Here is a 24,994-nt window from a genome sequence, read left to right on the forward strand (position 1 = left end):
CCTTTAAAGACGAACAGATAAGTTTCTTTCGATCTTGGGCAGGCTGCCTGTCAGAGCTTCCGGCCTGCGGGTTCGGCGCTGGTCCAGACGTGTTCGAAGCTGGTCAGGTAGGTCGTTGCGGTGCTGTTGGCCTCGGTGTGGGTCAGGTAGATGACCGGTGCTTCGGGGGCTCGGGTGCCGTAGGCGTGCAGGTTGATCAGGAGTTCGTTGTCGGCGCGGTAGATGGAGTTGTAGAGCACCGTGCGGTGCAGCCGCAGCTCGATTCCCTCGACGTCTTGGAGTGGCCGGTAGAGGGCGTGGGCGTTTCTGACTCTGCTGGCCATGACGTCGCCGCCGATGCCTTCCTCGGTGCCGCGGGTTGTCACGTGCGGGCTGTCGGGGTCGCCGAGCAGAATGCGTACGCGTACCCCGGCGTGTGCTCGGTCGGTGAGGATGCGCAGGAGTCCGGAGTCTTCGGCGAGGAACAGGCCGCTGTAGACGAGGATGTCGATGTTGGTGGTGGCGGACGCGAAAAACGTGCGCCAAGTGTCCGCCGGCACCGCCCACCGATGGGGATAGACAGCCTTCAACTCATTGGTGAGCCCTGAACGGTGGCGGACGCTATCGGGCCACAGGTCGTTCTCGTCGACTTCGAGGAGGTCGGCGGGAAAGCTCCTCCACCGCGAGACGACCAAGACCGACGACTCCACCGCGTCGCTTCCGCTGCTCGGCCTGTGCATCACTGCGCTCAAACACCGCCAGCAAACTCAGGAGGAGGCCCGCAAGGCGGCCGGAGCGAAGTGGAAGGACTCCGATCTCGTCTTCACTACGAGGAACGGCACACCGATCGAGCCGCGCAACTTCAACCGATCTTTCGAAGTTCAATGCCGCAAGGCGGGTGTCCCGCGCATCCGCGTCCACGACACCCGGCACACCTGCGCCTCGCTCCTGGCTGCCCTCGACGTTCACCCCCGGGTGGCGATGCGCATCCTGCGACATTCGCAGATCTCGATGACCATGGACGTCTACACACAAATCCCCAACCCCGAAACCCGTAAGGCGCTTGATCGACTCAACCAAAGTCTTGACTTCTCAAACGAGACATAATCGATTTTGCATTACCCCAAAGGCCCTTAGGGATCATCCCAAAGGGCCTTTTAGCGTGCACGACGTCTTCTGATATCTGAAGAGACAGACGGAACTGGCCACTGCGATCATTTCGCAATTCGCGATTTGTGATTTAAAGGAAATTGGGCTTCCGGTTGGCCACTCGGTTGCTGTCGTGTCAAACGAATCGGAGGGCGTATGATGCACCCGAAAAATTGCGAAAGCGCCGAAGGACACTCTTGCAAATGTGCGTGTGGTGGGGTACAGCACGGCTGGTCCCACAGCCTCGACCTGGCTCGCGATTCATCCCCTGTTCGCCGTCAAGAGGCGAGAGAGCGGTGCGACTCCAGATGGGTGCAAGCTCTACCTCCTAAGGGGCGGCCAAAGCCCTCAAAGGCGAGACAGGCTGCCACGGACACCGCAAAAGTAGATCTTGCTGACTGGTTGTCCGAGAATCCAAAAACCATCGAACACATCCAGGAAATTGGCGATGTCCTCGTCTGCTCTGTGATCACGAAGTTGGACGAGGAGTTCGGTGGCAACGACCCACGAGAGGCCAGAAGACGAATCAATGATCATCTCTGGTGTGATCTTCTCGTGGCCATGGCCGACGCCATAAAGATGTTCGAAAACGTCATGGACCGAATACCGGAGTACGTGACGATGATCATCATGCAGTCTCGCGAAGCCGATGATCGTAAGCCCTTCCTGGAAGCACTGGTGCGCCTCGCCGTGCGAACTGCATGGGAGCCCATTAAGAAGATGGTCGACGCTACCGGAATCCTGGAGATCCAACGGGCCTGCCGGATCCTCGCCGTACTGATCTGCCCTGCACCCGAGAAGCACAAGGCCGTCCAGGACGGCGCCCTGCTTCCCTTGGCGAAAGAGGGTCTGCTGGCGACCAGCAAGGAGCGACTTGAGCGAGTCTTCCCTACGGACTGGGTTCGCCGTCTACAGGAGGGCTTCGGCGGCGTCTGAGCAGAGCAGCCGGCGGCTCGGAGGGTACGAGCTGCGGTAGGAGACTGTCTGGGTGAGGCTGCGTTGCTGTACAACGCTGCTGTACGGGCACGGAAAAGGCCCTCCGGGATCATCCCGGAGGGCCTTTGACCTGCTGTGCGGCCGGAGGTACTCGAAACCCCAACCTTCTGATCCGTAGTCAGATGCTCTATCCATTGAGCTACGGCCGCTCGCTGCGTAAGCAAGCATAGCGGGTTTTGGGCGATGCCTCGAATCGGTTAAACGATCGCCCTCTGATGCGCCCGTCGGGGCCGGGTTCGCCTGTGGAGGCGGGGATCCGGCAGGCCGCGGGTCAGGCGGCCTGGAGGATCGAGGTGAGGACGCCGGGGAAGCGGGTCTCCATCTCGGCGAGGCGGAGCTCGTGGCGGCGGAAGCTGCCCTCCGGGGTGACGCGGAGGAGGCCGGCCTCGCGGAGGACCTTCAGGTGGTGGGAGAGGGTCGACATGCTCACGGGGACGTCGAACTGGCCGCAGACGACGCCTCCGGCCTCGGCGAGCTGGCGGACGACCGAGAGGCGGACCTCGTCGGCGAGGGCGTTGAGCATGCCGGGGAGTGTGACGGAGGCCACGTCTGGGTGGTGGAGGGCTCGCATGGGCCGATCCTAACCGAGCGTTTCGAGACTTTGACAATCATCGAAGCCGGTCACACAATTCGATGCATGTCGAAATCCTTGAGGAGGCCGGATGACCCCCGATGACGTGCTCTCCACGACCAGGGCCGTGCGCAGGCGGCTGGACCTCACCCGGCCCGTCCCCCGCGAGCTCGTCGAGGAGTGCCTCGAACTCGCCGTACAGGCGCCGACCGGGCGCAACCGCCAGCGCTGGCACTTCGTCGTGGTCACCGAGCGGGAGCGGCGGGAGCGGATCGCGGCGCTGTGGCGGGAGGGGATGAACCTGCCCGGGACCCCGATGCCGGAGGAGGACGCGCGGCGGGCGTACGCGTTCCCGGGCTCGATGGAGCGGGTGTGGGAGGGGGCGGATCATCTGTACCGGCACATCCACGAGGTCCCGGCGTTCCTCGTGCCGTGCATCGCGGGGCGCACCGAGGGGGCGAGCGTGCACGAGCAGGCCAACACCTTCGGTTCGATCATGCCCGCCGTCTGGAGCTTCATGCTGGCCGCGCGGGCCAGGTCACTGGGTACGGCCTGGCTGGGACCGCTCCGCCTGGAACGGGAGGCGGCCGGGGTGCTCGGCATCCCGTACGAGAAGGTGATGCAGGTGGCGTTCGTCCCGCTGGCCTACACGATCGGGACCGACTTCAAGCCCGCGCGCAGGGTGCCGATGGAGGAGGTCACGCACTGGGAGCGCTGGTGATCCCACCCCGGCGCCGACGGCCCTCCTCGCAAGACGCTCTCCCAAGAGACGTGCTCTTCGGGAAGCATCGTCGGCGCTGATGAGATGCCGGTCGGGCGGATACATCCTTGTGTGTACGAGTGACCCGTCCCGCGCCGGACTCGCGGGCCCCGTCGGGGTGATGAGATGGGAGGCATGAGACGAGACGACGCGCTGTGGGCCGCGGCGTGCTTCGTCAGCGGTCTCCTCCTGCTCGCCGCGGGCGCCTACCAGCATCGGTGGGCCCCCGCCCCGCTGCTCGCCGGGCCACTGGCGATCGCGTGCGCGGGGGTCGCGGTGCGGCGGAGCAGGCCGCTGCTCTCGCTGGGGCTGGGGGTCGTCGCCTTCCTCGGCGACTTCGCGATGGGCCCGTCCCTGGGGACGGTCCTGATCATCACGGACAACCTCTACGCGGGGGTCAGGTACGGTCCGCGGGCGCTGGGCAGGTGGATGCTCGGCATCACCTCGGTGATCGCCGTCGTGGCGGGCGTGATCGCGGGGGCGCTCTTCAAGCACTGGTCGGCCGCCGCGATCTTCCTCGTCCAGGGCGGCCTGGTCGGGGTGACCCCCGTCTTCACCGCCATGCTCACGAGGCAGTTGCAGGACCAGGCGCTGTCCGAACGCGCGAGGGCCGAGCAGGTGGCACGGCTGGCGGAGCTGGACCGGGCGGCGGCGGTGCAGGCCGAGCGGACCCGGATGGCGCGGGAGCTGCACGACATGATCGCCAACCATTTCAGCGCGATCGCCATCCAGTCCACCGCCGTCCTCTCCCGCAGGGACCTGGACGCGCGGGCCGTACGGGAGGTGCTCGCGTCCATCAGGGAGAACAGCGTCGAGGGCATGGCCGAGATGCGCGCCATGATCGGGCTGCTCCGGCAGGACGGCGAGGAGCCCGAGGCGATCAGGCGGCGGGTGGCCGAGGCCGGAGAGCTGGCCGAGCGGGCGCGGGAGGCGGGGCTCGACGTCCGGATGCGCGTGGACGGCGAGGCCAGGGATCTGCCCGCCTCGGTCGACCTGGCCGGTTACCGGATCGTCCAGGAGTCGCTGACCAACGCGCTCAAGCACGGCGGCAAGGCCGCCGACGTGGTGATCGGCTACCGGCCGGGGCTGGTCACGCTGACCGTGGACAACCCGGTCGACGGCGCGGGGCGGGGGCTTCCCGGCGCGGGTGCGGGGATCATCGGCATGCGGGAGCGTACGTCCCTCGTCGGCGGGGTCTTCGAGGCCGGGCCCCACGACGACGGCTGGCGCGTCCGCGCCGAACTGCCCACCCGGGAGGTCGTATGAACGGCCCGGATGTCCGGCCGGGGGCACGGCCGGGTCCATGCCCACGGCCGGACCCTGGGTCGAGGACACGGCTGGGTCCATGCCCACGGCCGGACCCGGGGTCGAGGGCACGGCCGGGGGACCGCGTGACCGTCCGACCGCTCGCCCGGGAGGTCGCATGACCGTCAGACCGCTCGCCCGGGAGATCGCATGACCGTCCGAGTTCTCGTCGCCGACGACCACGCGGCGGTCCGTGCCGGGATCGTCCTCATCCTCGACGGCCACGAGGACGTCGAGGTCGTCGGCCAGGCGGCCAACGGGGAACAGGCCGTCGCGATGGCCCTCGACCTCCGTCCCGACGTGGTCCTGATGGACATCCGGATGCCGAAGCTGGACGGGATCTCCGCGACGCGCGAGCTGAGCGGGATCACCGACGTGCTGATCCTGACCACGTTCGACCTCGACGAGTACGTCTTCGGGGCGCTGCGGGCCGGAGCCGCCGGGTTCCTGCTCAAGAACACCGACGCCGACGCCCTGGTGGACGCTGTGCGGGTGGTGGCCAGGGGCGAGGGACTCATCGCGCCCGCGGTCACCCGGCGGCTGATCTCCGCCTTCGGCGCGTCGGTGCCCGAGCGCAGGTCGTACGAGGTCGGTGTTCTCACCCCGCGCGAGCGCGAGGTGCTGGCCTGCATCGGGCGGGGTCTGTCGAACGCGGAGATCTCCGCGGAGCTGTACATGGCGGAGGCGACCACGAAGACCCATGTCAGCCGGTTGCTGAACAAGCTGGGTCTTCGCAGCCGCGTTCAGGCCGCGATCCTGGCCCAGGAACTCTCCGCCGAGAAGTGACCCGTCCCAGCTCTAAGGTTCTCCGCCGGGAAGGGTCCCTTCCTGGCTTGAAGGTTCTCCGCCAGGAAGGGACCCGTCCTGGCTCTAAGGTTCTCCGCCGGGAAGAGCCCCGTCTCGGCTCTAAGGTTCTTCGCCGGGAAGAGCCCCGTCCTGGCTCGAAGGCTCTTCGCCGGCAAAGGACCCGTCCGGTCCGGAGGTCGCTTCGTTGAGAAGTGGTGCGTCCTGGTCAGGGTCCTTCGGGGAAATCCGGTCAGAGGCTCTCCGCCAAGACGTACGAGGTCCCGGCCGGGCGGGGGCTTGGTCAGGAGCTCTCCGCCGGGACGTACAGGGAGAGGGTCTCGGCGACGCAGGCCGGTCTCTTCGCGTCCTCGATCTCCACGGTCATGCGGACGTTCGACAGATAGCCCGAGGGGGTGCCCTTGAGGTCGACGAACTCGGCCCCGGCGCGGATCCGCGCGCCGACCGGGACCGGTGCGGGGAAGCGGACCTTGTTGAGGCCGTAGTTGATGCCCATGGCCAGGCCGCCCACCTGGAACAGCTCCGACATCAGGGAGGGCAGCAGCGACAGGCTCAGGTATCCGTGGGCGATGGTGGCGCCGAACGGCCCCTGCTTCGCCCGTTCCACGTCCACGTGTATCCACTGGTGGTCGCCGGTCGCGTCGGCGAACAGGTTGACCTGCTCCTGGGTGACCTCGCGCCACTCGGTGTGGCCGAGGTGCTCCCCGACGGCGGCCTTGAACTCGGTGATGTTGGCGAAAGTTCTCATGTCCGGAACTTTATTTCGTTGAGGGTACGGCGAGAAGGTTCACCACCGTGAACTCCTTGCCGCCGCCCACTTCCCTCCCCGTGCACTCCGTGACCTCGCCGGTGGGGACCGCCGCGCCGGACGGACGGGGAAGGCGGCGGGCGTCGACCTTCTCGCACTCCTCGACGCTCCTCTTCCCGGCGTCCCAGTAGATGATCGAGCTGGGCGAGGAGGAGATCCCCATGCCGTAGCTCCCGCCGCCCCGGCTCCGCGATATCCCGGCGGCGAGGCCGGTGGCCGCGTCGTAGACCGTCAACAGGGGAACGTACGCGTCCGGCTCCTCGCTGAAGGGGGCCCTCATCACCCCGAACCTGTCGACGACCCCTCTGCCCGCGCCGAACCCCGGCAGGAGCCTGCGGTCGGAACCGTCCGGCCGCTGCACCACCATCGCGTCTCCCCGCTGCCCGAAACACCAGACGGGGCCGCATCGGAAGCCGTCGCCCCCTTCGGGGACGCTCACCTCGGTGGTCCGGCCCGTCTCCAGGTCGACCATCCTCGTCTGGTTCCTCCTCCCGCCGTCGCCCTCCCCGTCGCCCACGTCGACGGCGAGCGGCCAGGACAGCAGGTGGAGTCCGTCGGTGCCGCCGAGCCTTTCCGGGGTGCCGCCGCCCAGCGGCATGCGGTAGACGCCTCCCCCGCTCACCGACCACAGGAGGAAGTCCGAGGTGACGGCGAGCCGCGTCACCTTCGAGAGGTCACCGGTGACCTCGCCGACCCGCCGCGCGACGCCACCTGAGCGGGGGACGACCCAGAAGTCGGCCCACTCGTCGGGGTCGTTGGGCGTTCCCCCCCACCAGGCGACGTAGTCGGAGCCGACCTCGAACCTGCCCGCGAAGTAACCCTTCACCCCCGTGTCGGGCATGGTCGTGAGGACGGTGCTGCTGCGGTCGGCCGTGTCGTACACCTCCAGGCGGCCCGCCTTCTCGAACGACGACTCGGCCGAGAGCAGCAGTTTCGTGGCGCTCAGCCCGGTGACCGGGCGGTATCTGTAGCCGTCCGCGGCCCGGACGGGGATCGTGGAGACCGCCGCGGGCCAGACCTCCTCGGCGGGCCGCACGTCGATCCGCGCAGGCTTCTCCGTGCCCCCCACCCCTCCCGGCCCGTTCTGGAACGGCTGCCCGGTTTCCTCGGCCGCGTCGCCCGACGGCGCCGCCTGGGTCATGCTCACACCCTCCCCGCCCCTGTTGGGGAGGGTGTCCCTGACCACCGCCATGCCGCCGACCACCGCGACCATCCCGGCGACCGCGAGCACCGACTGCGCGCGCACGCGCCTGCGCCGCCTGCGCCGCCTGCCGATCGTCACCACCAGGTCCTCGACCGGCTCGGGCGCGGACCGCGCCGCGCCGGTCAGCGTACGGACCAGCGCCTCCTCGTCCCTGTCACCCATCACACTCGCTCCCCCTCAAGAGCGGCCGCCCTGATCCTGAGCTTGTCCAGCGCGCGGGCCGCCTGGCTGCGCACCGTGCCCCGCGAGACACCGAGGAGATCGGCGATCTCCTGGTCGGAGAGGTCCTCGTAGTAGCGCAGGACCAGCACCGCCCGCTGTTTGGGGGGCAGGCGCTTCAGCTCGTTCCACAGGCCGACGTCGTCTCCGAGACGGTCGTCGGTGTAGGCGGCCTCGGGCACCGTCGCGACCAGCCGTTCCCGGTGCAGCCGCCGCCAGACGCTGATGTGCAGGCGGGCCATGGTCGTGCGGACGTACCCTTCCGGATCCTCCCGCTTGCGCACCCTCGGCCACGCGTCCCCCAGACGCATGAGGGCCTCCTGTGTCAGGTCGGCGGCGTCCTCGGCGTTCCCGGTGAGTACGTAGCCGTACCGGTACAGCGCTCTGCCCCGTGCGGCGACGAAATCGGTGAACTCCACGCAACCAGGGACGCCTCAAGGACACGTTCTGTTGCATTCCTTTTCATCCATCTCCGGGCGCACCACTTTCCGGCCACCTTCCGGCAGCTTTTCGTACGGTCCGCATCTTGTTTTCGCTGTACGGCCCGCGGCGCAACACCGGCCGTTCACGCGGGCTCCCTAGCGTGCCGCCATGAGACGACGCATGACGATCACCATCGGCGCGGCCGTGCTGGCACTGGCGGTGTCCGCACCGGCGGTGGCCGACCCCGGGCAGCCCACCTCCGACGGCACCGGGACCCAGCAGGCGGATTCACAGCGGACGGGTTTCGGTCACCCCGGCACCGGTCACCCCGGCTCCGGTCACTCCGGATTCGGGCGTGCCACGCTCACCGGGTTCGCCTCCCTGCCCGCGCTGACCTTCGTCCCCGGCAGCGAGCCGTCGGGGTCCCAGCTCGGCACGGCTCCCGTCAACGGGGTGACCCCGCCGTTCGCCGGGCAGCCCGTGCAGGGCTTCAGCGGCATCGTGCGGCGGCACGACGGCACCTTCGACGTGCTGTCCGACAACGGCTTCGGCGCCAAGGACAACAGCGCCGACTTCCTGCTGCGGGTGCACCGGGTGAAGCCCGACTTCCGCCGCGAGAAGGTGTCGGTGCTGGGCGGGTTCAACCTGAGCGACCCCGACAGGCGCGTCACCTGGCCGCTGACCCGGCCGGACCGGAAGCTGACCGGCGCCGACTTCGACGTGGAGTCGATCGTCCGGACCATCGACGGTACCTACTGGATCGGGGACGAGTTCGGCCCGTTCCTGCTGCACTTCTCCTCCTCGGGCAGGCTGCTCGACGCTCCGATCCCGCTGCCCGGCGTGAAGGCCCCGGAGAACCCCGGCCTCAACGGCGAGCAGCCGAACCTGGGGCGGAGCAAGGGCTTCGAGGGCATGGCGCGCTCGGTCGACGGCCGCACGCTGTACCCGCTGCTCGAGGGCACGGTGACCGGCGACGAGGCCGGGACGCTGCGGATGAACGAGTTCGACCTGCGCAGGCGGGCCTACACCGGCAAGCGCTGGACCTACCGGCTGGAGAGCCCCGACAACGCGATCGGCGACATGATCGCGGTCGACCGGTACCGGTTCCTCGTCATCGAGCGCGACAACCTCCAGGGGGACGCGGCCAGGACGAAGCGCATCTACATGGTGGACACCCGCCACGCGGACCTGCGCAAGACCCTCGTCGCCGACCTGCTCGACCTGGCCAACCCGCGCGGCCTGGGCGGGTTCGGGGAGACCTTCCGCTTCCCGTTCCAGACCATCGAGGACGTCGTGATCCTCGACGACCGGACCCTGGGCGTGCTGGACGACAACAACTTCCCGTCCTCCTCCGGCCGTACCCCGGGCAAGCCCGACAACAACGAGTTCATCACCGTGCGCCTGTCGCGCCCGCTCCAGGCGGACATCCGCGTCTATCTGTGACCGTGACGCCGGGGAGTCTTCCTTCTCCCTCGCTCTCCGCGAGCCCTTCCTCCCTTGCCGGGAGGGAGGGCTCGTCCCTTTCCGAGGGCTCGTCCCTTCCCGAAGGCTCGCCCCTTTCCCGAAGGCTCGCCCCTTTCCCGAAGGCTCACCCCTTTCCCGAGGGCTCGTCTTTTCCCGAGGTCCGGCTCTCGTTCCGGGGTGGCTCGTCCCGGAGATGCCGGTGCCGGGTCTGGCACGCTCCTGGCGTGATCCGGCCCGGTGGAATTCCGGATGTCTCCGCCCATCACCGCACGAATAATTACGACAAAACAGCAAATAGCAATAGATAAGACCTCATTAGTCCTCACGGCGCCATTTATTTGCTCTGCCGCAACCGTTTCAATGCGCTATCTCATGGTCCGAGGGGTATCTCCTACCTGCTGCCACTTATGGGGCAGTGAGGGATATCAGATGTTTTCGGAACCAGGAATGAGATGGGGAAATAACGTGATTCCTCGAAAGAGCGAACGGACACCGGGGGCGAACCCCGGCAGGCAGGTGGGCGTCCTCGCCATCGCGGCAGTCGCCGGCATCCTCATGACGTCGAACCAGGTACCGGCCAGCGCCACCATCGGGCAGGACCGGGTGCTCGGCTCGATCTCACGGCTGAATGCCGACAGCACTTCCGGCGACCGGCCCTCCGGCCGCCCCGACCCCTCCCGCCGCGCGCATCGCGGGCACGAGACGAGGCCCTCCGACCGGTGGCGGGGAAGGCCGCAGCGCCACCAGGACCGTCCCTACGACCGCTCCCGCGGACGCAGGGGCGAGAACGCGGCACCCGCCGGGCGCGAGCGCCTCACCCGTTCCGAGCGGATGATGCGGGAACTCCAGCAGGACCCGTCGTTCCCGGAGATCATCGTTCGCGAGAAGTGAGCCTGACGGGCGGATCCGCGTCCCGGCCGTGACACGACGCGAGGCGAGGCGAGGCGACGCGAGGCAAGGCGAGGCGAGGCAAGGCGACACGACGCGAGGCGGAAGGACGAGGCCGAGGCCGAGGCCGAGGCCGAGGCCGAGCGGACCGGAGCGGGGGCCGTCGGGCCGTCGGGCCGGAGAAGGAAACGCATGTGCCGTACCGGTGCACACCGGTACGGCACCCATCAACTCATCCCCTCCCTGCGGCCCGCCTCCGCCCCCTCTTCGCGGGCCTTCTGAAATCATCCCTTGAACGCCATGGATGAATAATCATTACAAATACTACCAAATCATAGATGAGGCACAGGTTTTCCTTCACAACACTGTTTATTTGCTCTTCCCGAACTATGGCAGCGCGTTATCTACATAAGCCTCGGGTATCTCCTGTCCGCCGTCACTTCTGTGACCGCATGACAGATTCAACTAATTTCACAATTAGCAATGATATGGGGAAATAACGTGCTTCCTCGTAATAGCAGATGGGTGCCGTCCCTTTCCGGCAGGCGCACCGGCGCTCTGGCCGTCGCAGCGATGGCCGGAATTCTGATGATTTCGTCGAATCAGGCACCGGCGAACGCCACCGGGGGAACGAACCTTCTCGACCTCGCCCCCTACAGCGACACCGGGGGGGCCGGCGGCAAGGCCCGCCTTCGACAATCCGCACACCCTGGCGAGAAACCCCTTCTTCGCCCGTGCCGCCCCTGCCGATGCCCCGGGGCCCGTAACTGCGACTGCCCCGGTGGTCGCGGCGGTCGCGGCGGGGACGGGTGCGGCAGGAACGACGACCGGGACCGAGACCGGGCGCGGGACCGAGACCGGGATGACGACGACGATGACGCGGTGATCGCCCTCCCCGTCCGCGTGCCCGTCCCGTCCACCGGAGTCCCCAACAGGACCACCGCCGGACCGTCAGGACCGGCAGGGCCCGCGGGACCGGCGGGACCCGCAGGACCACCCGGACCTCCTGGACCTCCCGGACCCGCGGGACCGGCAGGCCCTCCCGGACCGGCAGGACCGGCGGGAGCGGACGGAGTGGGCCTGGCCGGACCACCCGGACCGGCAGGACCTCCTGGACCGGCGGGACCCGCAGGAGCAGACGGAGCAGACGGAGTAGGACCCGCAGGACCCGCAGGACCCGCGGGACCACCCGGACCGGCGGGGCCCGCGGGAGCGGACGGGGTAAGCCTGGCCGGACCCGCAGGACCCGCGGGACCTCCCGGACCCGCGGGACCAGCGGGAGCGGACGGGGTGGGACTGGAAGGACCTCCGGGAGCGGACGGGTCGGCAGGACCGGCGGGACCCGCCGGGCCCGCGGGACCGGCAGGACCGGCAGGGCCTCCGGGACCGGCAGGACCTCCCGGACCGGGAACGCTCGCGACTCCGCCCAGCTCTCCGGACTGCACCGCGGCCGGTTCCCTGGTCCTTTCCATGTGCGCCGTCGCCCCTGTCGTTCTTCCGATCATGCCTGTCGGCTTTCCCGTCGCTCCCGTCGGCGTCCCCGGACCCTTCTGTCTCCCCGGTCCGGTCAGCGCCGTCGACGTTCTCCACGTGTCAGGAAGCGTCGGATGCGTGTAGCGCGTGGCGAGGCGGCGTGCTTCCGTGACCCGTACGGGACAGGACGCGCGCCGCTTCGATACGGGCACGACCTCGCGCGGGCGGAACCCGTACGGCACCGGACCGCGCCGTCACGAGGCCCGATGACGGCGCGGCCGTAACCGGTCGGCACGGCCACCGTGGTGATCTGTCCGGGGTGGAACCCGGAGACCACGCGGTGGCCGTACCGGCGCGGGTCCATGACTCGTCCGCCGGGCGGCATCCCTTTCCAAGAGCACGGCAAGTCGGTTCCAAGACGGTTCTCGCAGACTTGGTCCGCCGCCCCTGGCAAAGGACGAAAGATGCTTGCGATGAATGTCACAGACCGCCCGTACACCCACGAGATGGTGGTAGTCCACCGCGTCTTCCGGCGAGAGTCCGGTTTGATGCCCAGGTTCGTCCGAGCGGTGCCCGAAGGCGACACGGCCCGCGCGGCCGAGATCGCCGAGCACTACCTCGACTACGCCGAGGGCCTGCACCACCACCACAGCGCCGAGGACGAGCTGGTGTGGCCGCTGCTGCTGTCGCGGGTCCGTCTGGAGAAGGACATGGTGGTGCGGATGGAGGACCAGCACGACCGGATCTCCGAGACCCTGACCCGGATCGCCGAGGTACTGCCTGAGTGGCGGCTCACCGCCTCGAAGGGGGCCGGTGAGAAACTCGCGATCGCGATGGAGGAGCACCGCGCCGCCCTGGTCGAGCATCTGGACGACGAGGAGCGGTACGTGCTGGCGCTCGTCGCCGAGCACATGTCGGTCGCCGAGTGGGAGGCCGTCGGCGCACGCGCGGTGGAGCAGATCCCCAAGAAGAAGCTGCTGATCTCGATGGGCGCGATCCTGGAGGAGGCCGACCAGGAGGAGCGCGGGTTCTTCCTCGGCAAGTTGCCGTTCGTCGCCCGGCTGCTGTGGAGGACCGTCGGCCGCCGCCAGTACGCCAAGCAGGTGTCGCGCCTCCGAGGACCGCTGGCGGCGTGAGCCCGGCCGGCCTGACGAACCGACCTGCGGGGGCCACCCGACGAGCTCCCCGCCGGAAGTCGCGGGAGTCGCCGAACGTGCGGAGTTACGGAACGCACGAGTCGCGGGACGCGCGCGCCTCGCTCCTGACGTGGAACACGTGGAACACGTGGAACACGTAGAACACGCGGGAGTCGCGAAAGACGCGGGAGCCGCGGGACACGCGGAACAGGCCGGGGAGTGTCGCCGCCGGCCCCGGGTCGTTTCAGTGCGGCAGGACCGCGCGGGCCGCCATGAGGCGTTCCGTCTCGTCGCGGTCCGAGTCGTCGCCCGAGACCTCGTCGGCCCACGCGAGCAGGCGGCGCAGGTGGGAGTCGGTCGTGGCCGTGGCGACGCGGTGGCCGCCGACGAGGACCTCTCCGCCGGTCCCGTCGATGGTGATGAGCGTGCCTTCGGGGAAGGTGCGCCCACCGGCTCGGACGAGGGCGGCGGCGACGTCGACCGTGAGGTCCGCGGCCCCCACGACGGCCGGTTTGCCCATCGCCCTCGCGACGACGGCGGCGTGGCTGGCCGGTCCGCCGCTGGCGGTGACGACCCCCGCCGCGGCGGCCAGGCCGTGCATGTCGAGCGGGGAGGTGTGCGGGCGCACCAGGATGACCGGGCCTTCGGCGGCCATCCGCGCGGCCCTGTCGGCGGTGGTCGCCACCCTGCCGACCGCGACCCCCGGGCAGGCGCCCAGCCCCCGGGTGAGGACGTCACCCGCGTCGGCCGTCTCGACCCGGGGCGTACGAGCGTGGCGAAGATGGTGCGGGGAGACCCGGAGCAGCGCCTCGCCGCGGCCGATGACGCCCTCGTCGGCCAGGTCCACCGCGACGCGGACGGCGGCGCGCCCGACGAGGTTGCCGGGCCGCACCTGCAGGACCCACAGCTCACCCGCCTCGAAGGTGAACTCCACGTAGCAGGTGTCGCGGTAGTGCCCCTCGATCCGGCTCATCGCCTCCAGGAGACCGGCCCACACGACAGGCTCCCGTTCGGCCAGCTCGGTCAGCGGCCGGGTCACCGACCTCCCGGAGACGACGTCCTCGCCCTGGCGGCCGAACAGGACCTCGCCGAACGGAACCCTCTCGCCGGTGTTGGGGTCGCGGCTGAACGCGACACCGCTGCCGCTGTGGTCGTCGCGGTTCCCGAACACCATGGCCTGCACGACGACGGCCGTGCCGAGCTCGTGCGGGATGTCGTGCAGCTCGCGGTAGGTCCTGGCGCGCGGCGTGTCCCACGACGAGAACACGGCCCTGACGGCCGGTTCCAGCTGCCCCGTCGCGTCGTCCGGCACCGGCGCGCCGGATCGTTCGCGGATGAGGGCCTCGACCCCCCGGATCGCGTACGCGAGGCGCGTCTCCTCGCTCACGGAATCGCCCCCGGCCTCGCCCCCGGCCCGGCCCCCGGGATCGCTCCCGGCCCCGCCCCTGGAATCGCTCCCGGCCTCGCGCACGACCGCACGCCCGGCCCCGTTCGCGGCCTGGTTCTCGGCTCCGTTCTCAGCTCCGTTCGCGGCCTCGTTCCCGGTCCCGTTCGGGACGCCGTTCCCGGCCGAGTTCCCGATCCCGTTCGCGACGCCGTGCTCGGCCGCCTCGCGGGCGACGGCTTCCAGGCGTTCCGGTTCCGTGCCGAAGACCGCCGAGGCGAAGCTGGACAGGAACCGCAGGCGGGAGTCGAGCGCGAACCGCGGGTCGCCGGTCTCGGCCGCCAGCCCCGCCGTGGTCTCGGCGGTGAGCCCGAGGTTGAGGATCGTGTTCATCATGCCGGGCATCGACACGCTGCCGCCCGAGCGGACCGACACCGCCAGTGGCCGGCCGGGGTCGCCGAGGCGCCGTCGCGTGGCGGCTTCGAGGTCGGAGACGGCGGCCGCCAGCTCGGCGTCGAGGCCGCCGGGAAACTCCCCGTCACGGAGGAAGGCACGACAGGCCGCGGTGCCGATGACGAACCCGGGGGGCACCGGCACGCCGAGACGGCGCAGCACGACGAGGCCGTACCCCTTGCCGCCGAGGACGCTCGCGGTCTCCTCGACCTCTGCGGAAACCGGGTGAATCCAGGCCATCCATGTAGCATATCGGCGTGCCGAACCCGCCCTATGCGACCAGTATCGACCTGTTGACGCTCCACACGCTTCGCTGCATCGGGTTCGCCGGCCTTCCCCGCGTGGCCCGGACGATGGGGCTCCCCGAGTCCGACGTCGAGTCCGAGCTGATCGATCTCGCGGTGGCCGGCCTCGTCACGCACGCCTCGGGTGACTTCGGCGGCTGGGGGCTCACCGAGGCCGGTGTCGCCGCGGACGCCGAGCGGATCTCCGCCGAGCTGGACGCGGCGGGCACCCGGGCCACGGTGTCCAGGGCCTACGACGGCTTCCTCGTGCTCAACCCGGAGCTGCTCGATCTCTGCACGGCGTGGCAGCTGCGATCCGTCGACGGTGTATCGGTGCCGAACGACCACACCGACCCCGCCTACGACTCACGGCTCCTGGCCCGGTTCGCGGACCTCGACCGGCGGGCCGACGGCGCCTGCGCGGACCTGTTCGCGTCGATGCTCCGGTTCAGGCGGTATCGGACCAGGCTCACCACCGCGCTCACCCACGCCGGGTCCGGGGCGCTGGACTACGTGTCGGACGACCTGGAGTCCTACCACACCGTGTGGTTCCAGCTGCACGAGGACCTGCTCGTCACCCTGGGCATCCCGCGGCACTGAGCCGTTCCGTCCCGGCCCGTCCGGGGTTTCCCTCCCCGCGCCGACGACACGCCAGGTGACGCCGGTCCCCGAACCCGCCGGGTACGACGAGAACCCCGCCGCGTCGGGAAGACGCGACGGGGTCCCGTCAGCTCACCCGATCCCGTACGCCCTGATGACGGTCTCGGTGAAGGCGTTGCCGCCGGTGTCGACGGCCTTCACGCGCAGCGAGGCGAATTTGCCGCGTGCGCCGACCGGGTTCCAGGTCTCGGCGGACCAGGTGCCCTCGCCGGTCGGGAGCACCAGCGTGGGCCACCAGGTGCGGCCGTCGTCGTAGGAGATCTCCGCGGAGAGCCTGCTCACCTTGAGGCCGGGTGAGCCCGCCTGGCGCTGGACCCGCAGCGGGACGCGTGTGTGGCCCGTGCCCGCGCGATTGCGGTCGTCCAGCTCCGGGCTCATCCTGACGACCATCAGCGGAAGCGTCGTCCGCTCGCCCCGCTCGGGGGTCCTGGACCTGAACCGCCACTCGGCGCTGACCTTCGTGGAGTACTTGGTCATGGCCGGGTCGCGGTCGGCGGTCACGGTGAGCCGGTACTCGCTCTCCTTCTTGTCGGCGGGCACCTCGATGGTGCCGGGCACGTAGGTGTCGCTGTAGATCTCCTTGCCGTCGCGGTGGAGCCTGGCCTGCGGGGTGCGGTAGTCGCCGTAGGAGATGCGCCCGGGCACGCTGTCCTCGAACAGCCCGGTGGAGAACTGCAGCACGTTCTCCTCGCGCCAGGAGTAGTCCCCGCCGGGGTTGAGCCCCGCCGCGAAGACGCCGGTGTTCCAGCGGTCGGAGGTCTTCTGCCCGGCGCGGTAGACGGTGGTCTGGCCGAAGAAGAACTGGTCGACGTTGTCCCAGACGTCCAGCGCCTTGTACTGGATGAAGGACGGGTACCAGCCGGTGTCGCCGGGCGTGTAGTACTCGGTCCGCCGGAACGGGAGGGGGAAGCGGGACACGTCGCCGTACGGCATCCAGGCCAGCTCCGTCCCGTACAGCACGGGCAGGGCGAAGTGCTCGCCGAACTTGGCGTCGTTCTGGGCGGCGTACGTGGAGGTGACCTTGGCGAGGTCGCGGCCGCGCGGGCGGTAGCCGGGGTCGGCGGGGATGCGCGGCTCGGCCTTCATCAGGTGGTAGAAGTACGGGCTGTCGTTGTAGGTGCCGTCGCCCTTCGGCTTGGCCCACTGCGTCCAGCGGTAGAAGGCGAACTTCTTGCTCGCGGTGCGGGTCGTGGGGATGGCCTTGACGCCCTCGATCCGGTCCGCGCCCCATCTGTCCGCCAGCTCGATGTCCACGCCCATGGGCTGGACGCCGTCGGCGAGCTGCAGCATGCCGAGCAGGCCGATGGCCAGCCGCGCGGTCGGCTCCTCGGTGCGTACGTCCACCGGCTTGGCCTCGCGGGCGTCGGCGGTGACGGTGCGGTCGGCGTCGAGGGTGAACTCCGGCTCCGCGGACATCACCAGGGTGCCGTCGTGGTCGAGCATGAGGGAGACGATCGTGTAGCGGCGTCCCTTCTGCAGCCTGAGGTCCAGCGTGCCGCCGGAGACGTCATAGTTGACCTGCTCCTTGGTGTCGAGGTCGATCAGCCCGGCGAAGGAGTTCCGCGCGGGCCTGCCGTCCGAGCCGGTGAAGGTCAGCCTGAGCCCGCGCTTCTCCGGCTCGACCCGCATGCCGATGCCGGTGCGCACGGAGACCTCGGCGTTGGCGGCGATGACCGTGCCGCTGTACGTGCCGATCGCGCCCGGCTCGGCGGTCACCTCGACCCGCGCGGTGCCGTGCGCGGGGATCTCCACCGTGGTGGCGCCGAGCTTGAACGGCGTCACCGTCTCCCCCCGGCCGTCCTTGGCCTTCACGCTCAGGTCCAGCCGTACGGCGGCGTCGCCGTCGTTGCGGTAGGTGAGCGTGCCCTTCCTGGGCGCGGAGGCGGGCAGCTCGATCTCGCCCAGGCTCAGCGAGGCGGGCTCGGCCGTGACCTTCTGGCCGACGGCGCGGGCGACGTCCACGCGGCCGGAGCCCTGGACGTAGGCGCCGAGCTCGTCGCCGGGCGCGGTGGAGGCCATCAGCGCCGCCTTGATCTGACCGGCCTTCCACTCGGGATGCAGGCCCGCGACGATCGCCGCCGCTCCCGTCACGTGCGGGGTGGCCATGGACGTGCCGCTCATCTCCGTGTACGAGTCGTCCGCCGAGCTGCCCCCGGCCCTGGCCGCGACGATGCCCACGCCGGGCGCGATCAGGTCGGGCTTGACCGCGGCGTCGCCGACGCGCGGGCCGGTGCTGCTGAACTGGGCGACCGTGTCGGCGTCGCGGTGGGAGGCGCCGACCGAGAGCGCGTGGTCCGCGCTGCTCGGCGAGCCGAGCGTCTGGGGGCCTTCGTTGCCCGACGCGATGACGAACAGCGTGCCGTACCGCTCCGAGAGCGTGTTGACGGCCTGCTCCAGCGGGTCGACGCCGGGGATGTCGGGGCCGCCGAGGCTGAGGTTGGCGACGCGGGCGCCGTTCTCCGCCGCCCAGGTCATGGCCTCGATGATGCCGGAGTCCGGGCAGTTTCCGCTCTGCTCGCAGACCTTGCCGATCAGCAGCTTCGCGCCGGGGGCGACACCCTTGTACTTACCTCCGGAGGCGGCGCCGGATCCGGCGATCGTGGAGGCGACGTGGGTGCCGTGGCCGTTGAGGTCGCGGACGTCGGGCTCGGCGGTGAAGTTCTCGGTCTTGGTGACCAGGCCCCGCAGGTCGGGGTGGTCGGGGTCGTAGCCGCTGTCGAGCACCGCGACGGTGACGTCCTTGCCGGTGTGACCGGCCTCCCAGGCCTTGGGCGCGCCGATGCGCGGGACGCTGACGTCGAGGGACAGCCTGGCCTCGCCGTCCAGCCAGATCTTCTCGGGACCGGCGGCCGCTCTGGCCTGCCCGGGCTCCTGCAGAGACTTCCAGAGCGTGCCGGCGGCGGCGCGGGGCTCGCTCCGGGCGATGCCGTTGACCGCGGGCAGCGGGCGCCCGCCCGCGACGCGCAGCGCGGCGACGTCGGTCTGGCGGGGGTACGTCACGATGAGCGGGAGCGCCGGGCTGGCGGCGTCGTCGTAGCCGAGTTCGGCGAGCCGGGTGACGTCGAACAGCCGGGGGTCCAGCCTGCCCGCGGCCAGAAGGGGCATCGCGTCCACGGGGACGATGCTCAGCCCCTCCCCGGCCCGGCGGTGCACGAAGTTGATCTTTTCCCGGCCGGGACCCGGCTCGACGTCGAGCTGGGTCCGCTTGCCGGGGAGCGAGCGGAGCGTGACCTTGTCGCCGGTGATGAGAGTGATCGTCTTGGGCGGTCCGGCCTTCGCGGCGGCCTGCCCGGCCTGGGGGGTGGAGGCCGAGGCCCTGGGGGTGGGAGTGGGGGTGGGGGACGCCTGGACCGGCGTGGCGGCCGCTACCAGGGCCGCTACCACACTGCCGATAAGGACGGTTCTCTGAAGCACGTTCCGATTTCTAACGGTATGCGAATTTTGGTGACAAGGTGATTCATGTGGCCTATTGCGGCAACTGCCGAAAATGGCCAAGCTCGTACGCATGCTTGATGACGGTCCGGCACTGGCGGTCGTGGGGATCGGCGCGTTCGACGAACGGATCTACCGGGAGGTGCTCGCCTGCCCCGGCATCACGGTGCGGGAACTCGTCATGAGGAGCGGGGAGAGCTCCGGGCGCATCCAGACGTCGCTGACCAGGCTCCGCGCCAAGGGCCTGGTCAGCCGCCTGTGGGGACGGTCGCCCCGCTGGACGGCGACGAACCCGGGGACCGCCATCCGCTCGCTGGTACGCGGCATGCAGAGCAACCTCGACCGGCTCACCGACACGGCCGACCAGCTGGAGGAGACCTTCCGCACCGCGGGCCAGGACCTGGAGGAGGGCGGCCCGTTCGAGGTCCTGGCGGGGCCGGAGGAGCAGGCCAGGTCGTACGTCCGGCTGCAGCAGGAGGCCAAGGAGGAGGTGCTGACCTTCGACCGGCCCCCGTACGTGCTGGACTATCACAACCCGGTGCAGACCGGCCTGCTCCGCAAGGGCGTCCGCTACCGGACCATCTACGTGCCCGAGGCGTTCGACCACGCGGGGGCGCTCGACGAGGTGGGCAGCCTGGTCAAGGCGGGCGAGGAGGCGCGGGTCCTGCCCGAGCTGCCGTTCAAGATGGCGCTCGTCGACCGGCGGCAGGCGGTCATGCCGCTGCACATGGACCTGCCGCTGACGCGCGGCGTGCTGATCAAGGGGTCGACCATGGTGGTGGCCCTGGTCGAGCTGTTCGAACGCCTGTGGCAGGAGGCGCTTCCCATCTACCCGCAGCCCGCGTCCCGCGACGGCGCCCCGGAGCCGGCCGGCGGACCCTGCCGGGACGAGGAGAACCGGGGCGAGGAGAGGGAGTGGGCGGAGCTCGACCCGGAGGACCGCCGGCTCCTGACGCTGCTCTCGACCGGGCTCAAGGACGACGCCATCGCCCGCCAGCTCGGCACCAGCCCGCGCAGCCTCCGCCGCCGCCTGCGCCACCTCCTGGACGAGCTGAACGCCGAGACCCGCTTCCAGGCGGGCGCCCAGGCCAGCCGCCGGGGCCTCGTGTGACCTTCCTGGAGCGGAGGTTTCCCGGGGAGGGCCTTCTCAGGCTCTCGACCTTCCAGGTTTCCGGGCTTCCAAGCCTCTGAGCTTTCAGCCCGTGAAGCTCCGGACTTCCAGGCCTCTCACCTTTCAAGCCTCCAACCCCCCGCCCCTTCAAGCCCTGAAGCCCTAAAGCCCTCAAGCCTCCGAGGCTCCGGACCTCCGAGCCTCGGAGGCTTCAAGGCTTCGAGCTGCGGAACCCCGGAAGCCGCTCCGGCCGTCCCCCGGGATGACCCGCCGGCCCGCGTGGTTTGGTCTACGCTTTGGCCCATGATCACCGCCTGAGTTTTGTCGCCGGCACAGCACTCGCCGAGGGCGCGGTAGCCGTACCCGCGTGATCCCGTGCCGCCGACGCCGGGAAGCGCCGTCGCGGCGGCCGTCCGCGGCAGTGCCGTACGTGCGGTGCGCGGAAGGAACGTGGTTGTGCAGTTCAAGGTTCTGGGCCCGTTGCACGTCCGGTCAGGCGACGCCGCCCCGGCGCTGGGACCGCCCAAGCAACGGCTCCTCCTCGCGGTGCTGCTCGGCCACCCGCACGGCTTCGTCTCCGTCGACCACCTGGTCGACGCGCTGTGGGGACCCGCGCCCCCGCCCTCCGCGGAGGCGAACCTGCGGCTCTACGCGCGCGGCCTGCGCGTGGTCCTGGGCGCCGAACGGATCCTGCGCGAGGGCCGCGCCGGATACCGGCTCGACGTCGACTGCGGCGAGGTCGACGCCTGCCGTTTCGTCGGGCTCGTCCACGACGGGCAGGCGGCCCTGGCGGCGGACGACGCCACCGGGGCCCGGCGGTCGCTCGGCGAGGCGCTGACGCTGTGGCAGGGACCCCCGTTCTGCGACCTGCCCGCCGAGTCCTCCCTGCGCGAGGAGCGGTCCCGCCTGGAGGAGTGGCGCATGGTGGCCCTCGAACGGCGGATAGAGGCGGACCTGCGCCTGGGACAGGACGCCTCCCTGGTGGCCGAGCTGACGGCGCTGGTGAACCGGAACGCCTTCCGCGAGCGGCTGTGGTCGCATCTGATGCTCGCGCTCTACCGGTCCGGCCGCCAGGCGGAGGCCCTGGAGACCTACCGGCGGGCGCGCGGCATCCTCGCGGACGAGCTGGGACTGGAGCCCAGCCGGGAACTGCGCTCGATGGAGAGGGCCATCCTCACCGCCGACCCGCGGCTGTGGGACACGGCCGGGATCCGGCCGCCCCAGCTGGACAGCCGCGCCCCTTCGGCACGTCCGCCCGCCTCCGGCCACCGGGTGGTGCCCGCCCAGCTACCGGCGAGGCCCCTCGGATTCGTAGGGCGCGACGGTGAGCTGGCGCGCCTGGACGAGATCGCGGCGGGCACCGGCGAGGAGGCCAGGGTCGTCGCCGTCGTGGGGCCTCCGGGAGTGGGCAAGACGGCCCTGGTGGTCCGGTGGGCCCACCTCACCCGTCACCTGTTCGGCGACGGGCAGTTCTTCGTGGACCTGAGCGGGTTCGGGATCGGCAGGCCGCTGGACCCGGGCGTGGTGCTGGAGCGTTTCCTGCGTACCCTGGACGTCCCGTCGTGGCGGATCCCCGCCGACACCGAGGAGCGGGCCGCCGTGTTCCGGTCGCTGGTGGCCGACCGGCGGATGCTGATCGTGCTCGACAACGCGGCTTCGGCCGCGCAGGCGCGCGCACTGCTCCCCGGGGCCGCGCCGAGCCTGACACTGATCACCAGCCGGCTCCGCCTGGACGGGCTCGCCACCACGCACGGCGTCCCGCGGATCCCGCTCGGCCCTCTGCCGGTCGCCGACGCCGTCACCCTGCTCCGGGACCGGCTCGCCCGGACGAGGATCGTCACGAGCGGCACCACGGGCACCATGGGCGCTGCCCACGGCACTGTCACGAGCGGCATCACGGACGGCGTCAGGGTCAACGTCACAGGCGGCGCCACAAGCGACGTCGCAGACGACATCCCAGGCAGCGCCACGAACAACGTCACGAAGAACGTTACGAACAGCGCCACGAACGGCGTCACGAGCGACGCCACCGGCGACGTCCCAGGCGCGGAAGAGCTCGCCGAGCTGTGCGACCGGATCCCCCTCGCCCTCCGGATCGCGGCCTCCCGCCTGGAGATGGCGGCGTACGACTCGGCCCTGCCCGCGCTGGTGGCGGAGATGACCGACGAGCGCGTACGCCTGGACAGGCTCGCCGTCGACGAGAGTGAGATATCGATCCGAGCGGTCCTGCGCGCCTCGCTCCGCCCGCTTAGCGAACCGGTGCGCGGGATGTTCCGGTTGCTCGGTCTGCACCCCGGCCCCGAGCCGTCACTCGCCGTCGCCGCGGTCCTGTCGGGCACGACGGCCGACGAGACGCGGGAACTGCTCGACCAGCTCGTGTCCGTCCACCTACTCGTGCCCGTCTCCGGCGACCACTACGCGATGCACGACCTGGTGAGGATCTACGCCCGTGAACGATGCCTCGCCGAGGAGGGCGCGAGCGAGCGGGAGCGGTGCGTGGCCGCGCTGCTCACCTGGTACCGCGACGCCGCCAACGCGGCCGACCGGGTCCTCCGGCCGAAGGAGCGGCCCAACTTCGACTCCCCGACCCGGCCCGTGGAGTTCGCCGACGCGGCTTCGGCCCTGGCCTGGTTCGACGCGGAGGCCGCGAACCTCGACGCCGCGGTACGGCGAGCGGCGGAATCACATCCGGCGCTCGCCTGGCAGATCGCGGCGGCCATGTTCGGATGGCTGAACCGGCGCCACCACGCGAGGCAGTGGGCCGACCTCTACACCGTCGCGGCGGAGGCCGCCGCGACGGCCGGAGACCCCGTCGGCGAGGCCATGGTCACGGGCCGGCTCGCCATCGTGCACAGCCTGCTGGGCGACACGGAGCACGCCGTCTCGGCCTGTCACCGCGCGCACCGGCTCCGGCTCGGGCTCGGGGACACCCTGGGAGCGGCCACGGCCCTGCTGAACCTCGCCGCCGTGTGCATCAACGCCCACCGGCCGGAAGAGGCGATCCGGTGGCTGGAGGAGGCCGGGTCCCTGGGAGCGCGGCTGGCGGACGCCCACCACTTCACCGCCCTGCTGCACAGCAACCTGGGCGAGGCCCACCACCTCGCCGGGCGCCTCCCCCAGGCCATGAGCCACTACCTGACCTCCCTGGAGATCAGCGAGACGAGCTGCGGCGACCGGGACATCGCCCAGATCCTGGTCAGCATGAGCACGCTCCACCACGACATGGGCGCCCACGAGGAGGCGGCGTCGTGCGGGGAGCGCGCCCTCTCCCTCGCCACCCTGACCGGTGACACCCTGCTGCGGGCGGAGGCGCACGAGGCGCTCGGCCTCGCCCGGGCCTCGCTGGAACGCACCGGGGAGGCGACGGCCCACCTGGAGGCCGCCCTCGCCCTGTTCGAGGACCTCAGACACCGCAAGGCCGGGGTGGTACGCGACCACCTCGACCGGCTCGGTGCCACCCCGGCCGGCTGACCGACCTCCTCTGACCGGCCTCCTCTGACCGGCCTCCTCGGGAGGCGGAACCCCGACGTCGGACGGAACCTCGACGTCGAACGCGAACGCGACGACCAGGCCCCGTAGTCACCTGTGGTCACCTGTGGTCACCTGTGGCCAGCCGTATATACACGGCATATACGGCGCCTATCCGAGCCGGTGGCACGATCTCGGTAGCCGGTCTCCCCGACCCAGCTCTTCGGGAGGAACCATGATCACCGTAGTGCGGTGGCGACCGGACGCTCGGCCCTCTCCCTTATGAGACCTCGATCACGGTGCCGTGGCAAGGCGCGACCGTAGGGGCGTCGCGCACCGCCGGCCCGTACGAAACCGTGATCACCAACCGGCGGCGACCTCCCCGTGGCGGTCGCCGCGGGCCCTGCCGTCGCGTGCGGACGGCGACCTCCCGCAGCGGTCGCCGTCCGCGCACGACCCTTCGCGTCCGCCCCTTCGCGTACGACCCTTCGCATCTGCCCCTTCGCGCCCGGCCTTTCACGCACGACCTTTCGCGACGGGAACCGGGTGCCGGTCCGCCGGGTGGACCGCTCCCGCACTCGCGGGTCAGCGTCCGGCGACCGTGGGGCGGAACAACTCCGCGACGTCGTCCAGACGTACAACGAGCACCACGCAAACCGGCACCGCCACCCCGGTGATCACGGCCCCCAGGACCTCGGCGGCCCGCCAACGAATATCGCCCCGACACCGTCGCCGCGGCGGCGATCGACACCGGGTCGCGGATCACGTGATGCCTGCTCACGAGCGTCACCGACGAGCAGAAGCAGTGGCAGGGAGAGCGGTCCTCTCCTGCTTCAGAGCGCGCGAGCGCGTACCCGAAACCGGCGAGCGTGACGGCCGCCAGGACGAACCCGGCGGGCACAGTGACCGACACGGAGAACGGCCCGGTCCCCGATCACGCCGAACACGAACCGCTCACACCGTGCTCGTCCGTGTTCGGACGGAAAAACGCCCTCCCGACCCGTCCACCCTTTCGAATCCGGC

18 protein-coding genes and 1 tRNA gene are annotated in these 24,994 nt (G+C 70.3%); 11 read left to right on the forward strand and 8 right to left on the reverse strand.

The annotated features are described in order from the left end of the window. Positions 1-50 precede the first annotated feature (50 nt). Complete coding sequence (locus tag ABT053_RS09350; protein ID WP_350968427.1) at positions 51-539, reverse strand: phospholipase D-like domain-containing protein; 489 nt, start codon at positions 537-539, stop codon at positions 51-53. Positions 540-576: 37 nt separating this feature from the next. Here ABT053_RS09350 and ABT053_RS09355 point away from each other — a divergent pair, with 37 nt between their 5' ends. Beyond that, a complete protein-coding gene (locus ABT053_RS09355; RefSeq protein WP_350968428.1) occupies positions 577-1,086 on the forward strand; it encodes a site-specific integrase in 510 nt (169 codons plus the stop codon). A 354-nt stretch (positions 1,087-1,440) separates the two neighbouring features. Next, on the forward strand, positions 1,441-2,064 hold the full coding sequence (locus ABT053_RS09360; RefSeq protein ID WP_350968429.1) for a hypothetical protein: 624 nt from the start codon (positions 1,441-1,443) through the stop codon (positions 2,062-2,064). A 136-nt stretch (positions 2,065-2,200) separates the two neighbouring features. Here ABT053_RS09360 and ABT053_RS09365 read toward each other — a convergent pair. Beyond that, positions 2,201-2,273: transfer RNA gene (locus ABT053_RS09365), tRNA-Arg, on the reverse strand. Between the two features lie 122 nt (positions 2,274-2,395). Next, entirely contained in the window at positions 2,396-2,695 is a 300-nt protein-coding gene (locus ABT053_RS09370) for an ArsR/SmtB family transcription factor (RefSeq protein ID WP_329426880.1), read from the reverse strand. A gap of 91 nt (positions 2,696-2,786) precedes the next feature. Here ABT053_RS09370 and ABT053_RS09375 point away from each other — a divergent pair, with 91 nt between their 5' ends. The 3 genes from ABT053_RS09375 to ABT053_RS09385 all read left to right on the forward strand — a co-directional run bounded on the left by ABT053_RS09375 (position 2,787) and on the right by ABT053_RS09385 (position 5,546). Beyond that, a complete protein-coding gene (locus ABT053_RS09375; RefSeq protein WP_350968430.1) occupies positions 2,787-3,416 on the forward strand; it encodes a nitroreductase family protein in 630 nt (209 codons plus the stop codon). 174 nt (positions 3,417-3,590) lie between these two features. After that, entirely contained in the window at positions 3,591-4,721 is a 1,131-nt protein-coding gene (locus ABT053_RS09380; RefSeq protein WP_350968431.1) for a sensor histidine kinase, read from the forward strand. Positions 4,722-4,910: 189 nt separating this feature from the next. Further along, complete coding sequence (locus ABT053_RS09385; protein WP_350968432.1) at positions 4,911-5,546, forward strand: response regulator; 636 nt, start codon at positions 4,911-4,913, stop codon at positions 5,544-5,546. Positions 5,547-5,847: 301 nt separating this feature from the next. Here the strand turns inward: ABT053_RS09385 and ABT053_RS09390 are convergent, their stop codons facing one another. The 3 genes from ABT053_RS09390 to ABT053_RS09400 are packed head-to-tail and all read right to left on the reverse strand — an operon-like array spanning position 5,848 to position 8,214. Then, positions 5,848-6,312, reverse strand: coding sequence for a MaoC family dehydratase (locus ABT053_RS09390; RefSeq protein ID WP_350968433.1), 465 nt, complete (start codon positions 6,310-6,312; stop codon positions 5,848-5,850). 10 nt (positions 6,313-6,322) lie between these two features. Next, positions 6,323-7,738 carry a hypothetical protein gene (locus ABT053_RS09395; protein ID WP_350968434.1) on the reverse strand — a complete coding sequence of 472 codons (1,416 nt, stop codon included), beginning with the start codon at positions 7,736-7,738 and terminating at the stop codon, positions 6,323-6,325. Beyond that, positions 7,738-8,214: a SigE family RNA polymerase sigma factor gene (locus ABT053_RS09400; protein WP_350968435.1), complete on the reverse strand. Its 477-nt coding sequence runs from the start codon at positions 8,212-8,214 to the stop codon at positions 7,738-7,740. Before ABT053_RS09400 ends, ABT053_RS09395 begins: the two co-directional genes overlap by 1 nt. 172 nt (positions 8,215-8,386) lie before the next feature. Between ABT053_RS09400 and ABT053_RS09405 the strand changes: the two genes are divergently transcribed. From ABT053_RS09405 to ABT053_RS09415, 3 genes are all read left to right on the forward strand, one after another. Continuing rightward, positions 8,387-9,661, forward strand: a complete 1,275-nt coding sequence (locus ABT053_RS09405) for an esterase-like activity of phytase family protein (protein ID WP_350968436.1) — start codon at positions 8,387-8,389, stop codon at positions 9,659-9,661. 486 nt (positions 9,662-10,147) lie between these two features. Continuing rightward, positions 10,148-10,573, forward strand: coding sequence for a hypothetical protein (locus ABT053_RS09410; RefSeq protein ID WP_350968437.1), 426 nt, complete (start codon positions 10,148-10,150; stop codon positions 10,571-10,573). A gap of 1,943 nt (positions 10,574-12,516) precedes the next feature. Beyond that, on the forward strand, positions 12,517-13,179 hold the full coding sequence (locus tag ABT053_RS09415) for a hemerythrin domain-containing protein (RefSeq protein ID WP_350968438.1): 663 nt from the start codon (positions 12,517-12,519) through the stop codon (positions 13,177-13,179). Between the two features lie 244 nt (positions 13,180-13,423). Here ABT053_RS09415 and ABT053_RS09420 read toward each other — a convergent pair whose 3' ends face one another. After that, complete coding sequence (locus ABT053_RS09420; RefSeq protein ID WP_350968439.1) at positions 13,424-15,256, reverse strand: pyruvate, phosphate dikinase; 1,833 nt, start codon at positions 15,254-15,256, stop codon at positions 13,424-13,426. Between the two features lie 17 nt (positions 15,257-15,273). On the opposite strand from ABT053_RS09420, the gene ABT053_RS09425 reads away from it, so the two are divergent. Further along, the gene (locus tag ABT053_RS09425) at positions 15,274-15,900 is read left to right on the forward strand and encodes a transcriptional regulator (RefSeq protein ID WP_350968441.1); all 627 of its coding nucleotides are present in this window, start codon (positions 15,274-15,276) and stop codon (positions 15,898-15,900) included. A gap of 132 nt (positions 15,901-16,032) precedes the next feature. Here ABT053_RS09425 and ABT053_RS09430 read toward each other — a convergent pair whose 3' ends face one another. After that, positions 16,033-19,374 (reverse strand): S8 family peptidase, encoded by a 3,342-nt coding sequence (locus tag ABT053_RS09430; protein WP_350968442.1) that lies wholly within the window; start codon positions 19,372-19,374, stop codon positions 16,033-16,035. A 91-nt stretch (positions 19,375-19,465) separates the two neighbouring features. Between ABT053_RS09430 and ABT053_RS09435 the strand changes: the two genes are divergently transcribed. Together ABT053_RS09435 and ABT053_RS09440 are read left to right on the forward strand one after the other, a co-directional pair. After that, the gene (locus ABT053_RS09435) at positions 19,466-20,503 is read left to right on the forward strand and encodes a TrmB family transcriptional regulator (protein WP_350968443.1); all 1,038 of its coding nucleotides are present in this window, start codon (positions 19,466-19,468) and stop codon (positions 20,501-20,503) included. A 456-nt stretch (positions 20,504-20,959) separates the two neighbouring features. Then, entirely contained in the window at positions 20,960-23,974 is a 3,015-nt protein-coding gene (locus ABT053_RS09440) for an AfsR/SARP family transcriptional regulator (RefSeq protein ID WP_350968444.1), read from the forward strand. Positions 23,975-24,994: the final 1,020 nt, after the last annotated feature.

Source organism: Streptosporangium sp. NPDC002524, from assembly GCF_040295985.1.
Classification (GTDB): domain Bacteria; phylum Actinomycetota; class Actinomycetes; order Streptosporangiales; family Streptosporangiaceae; genus Streptosporangium.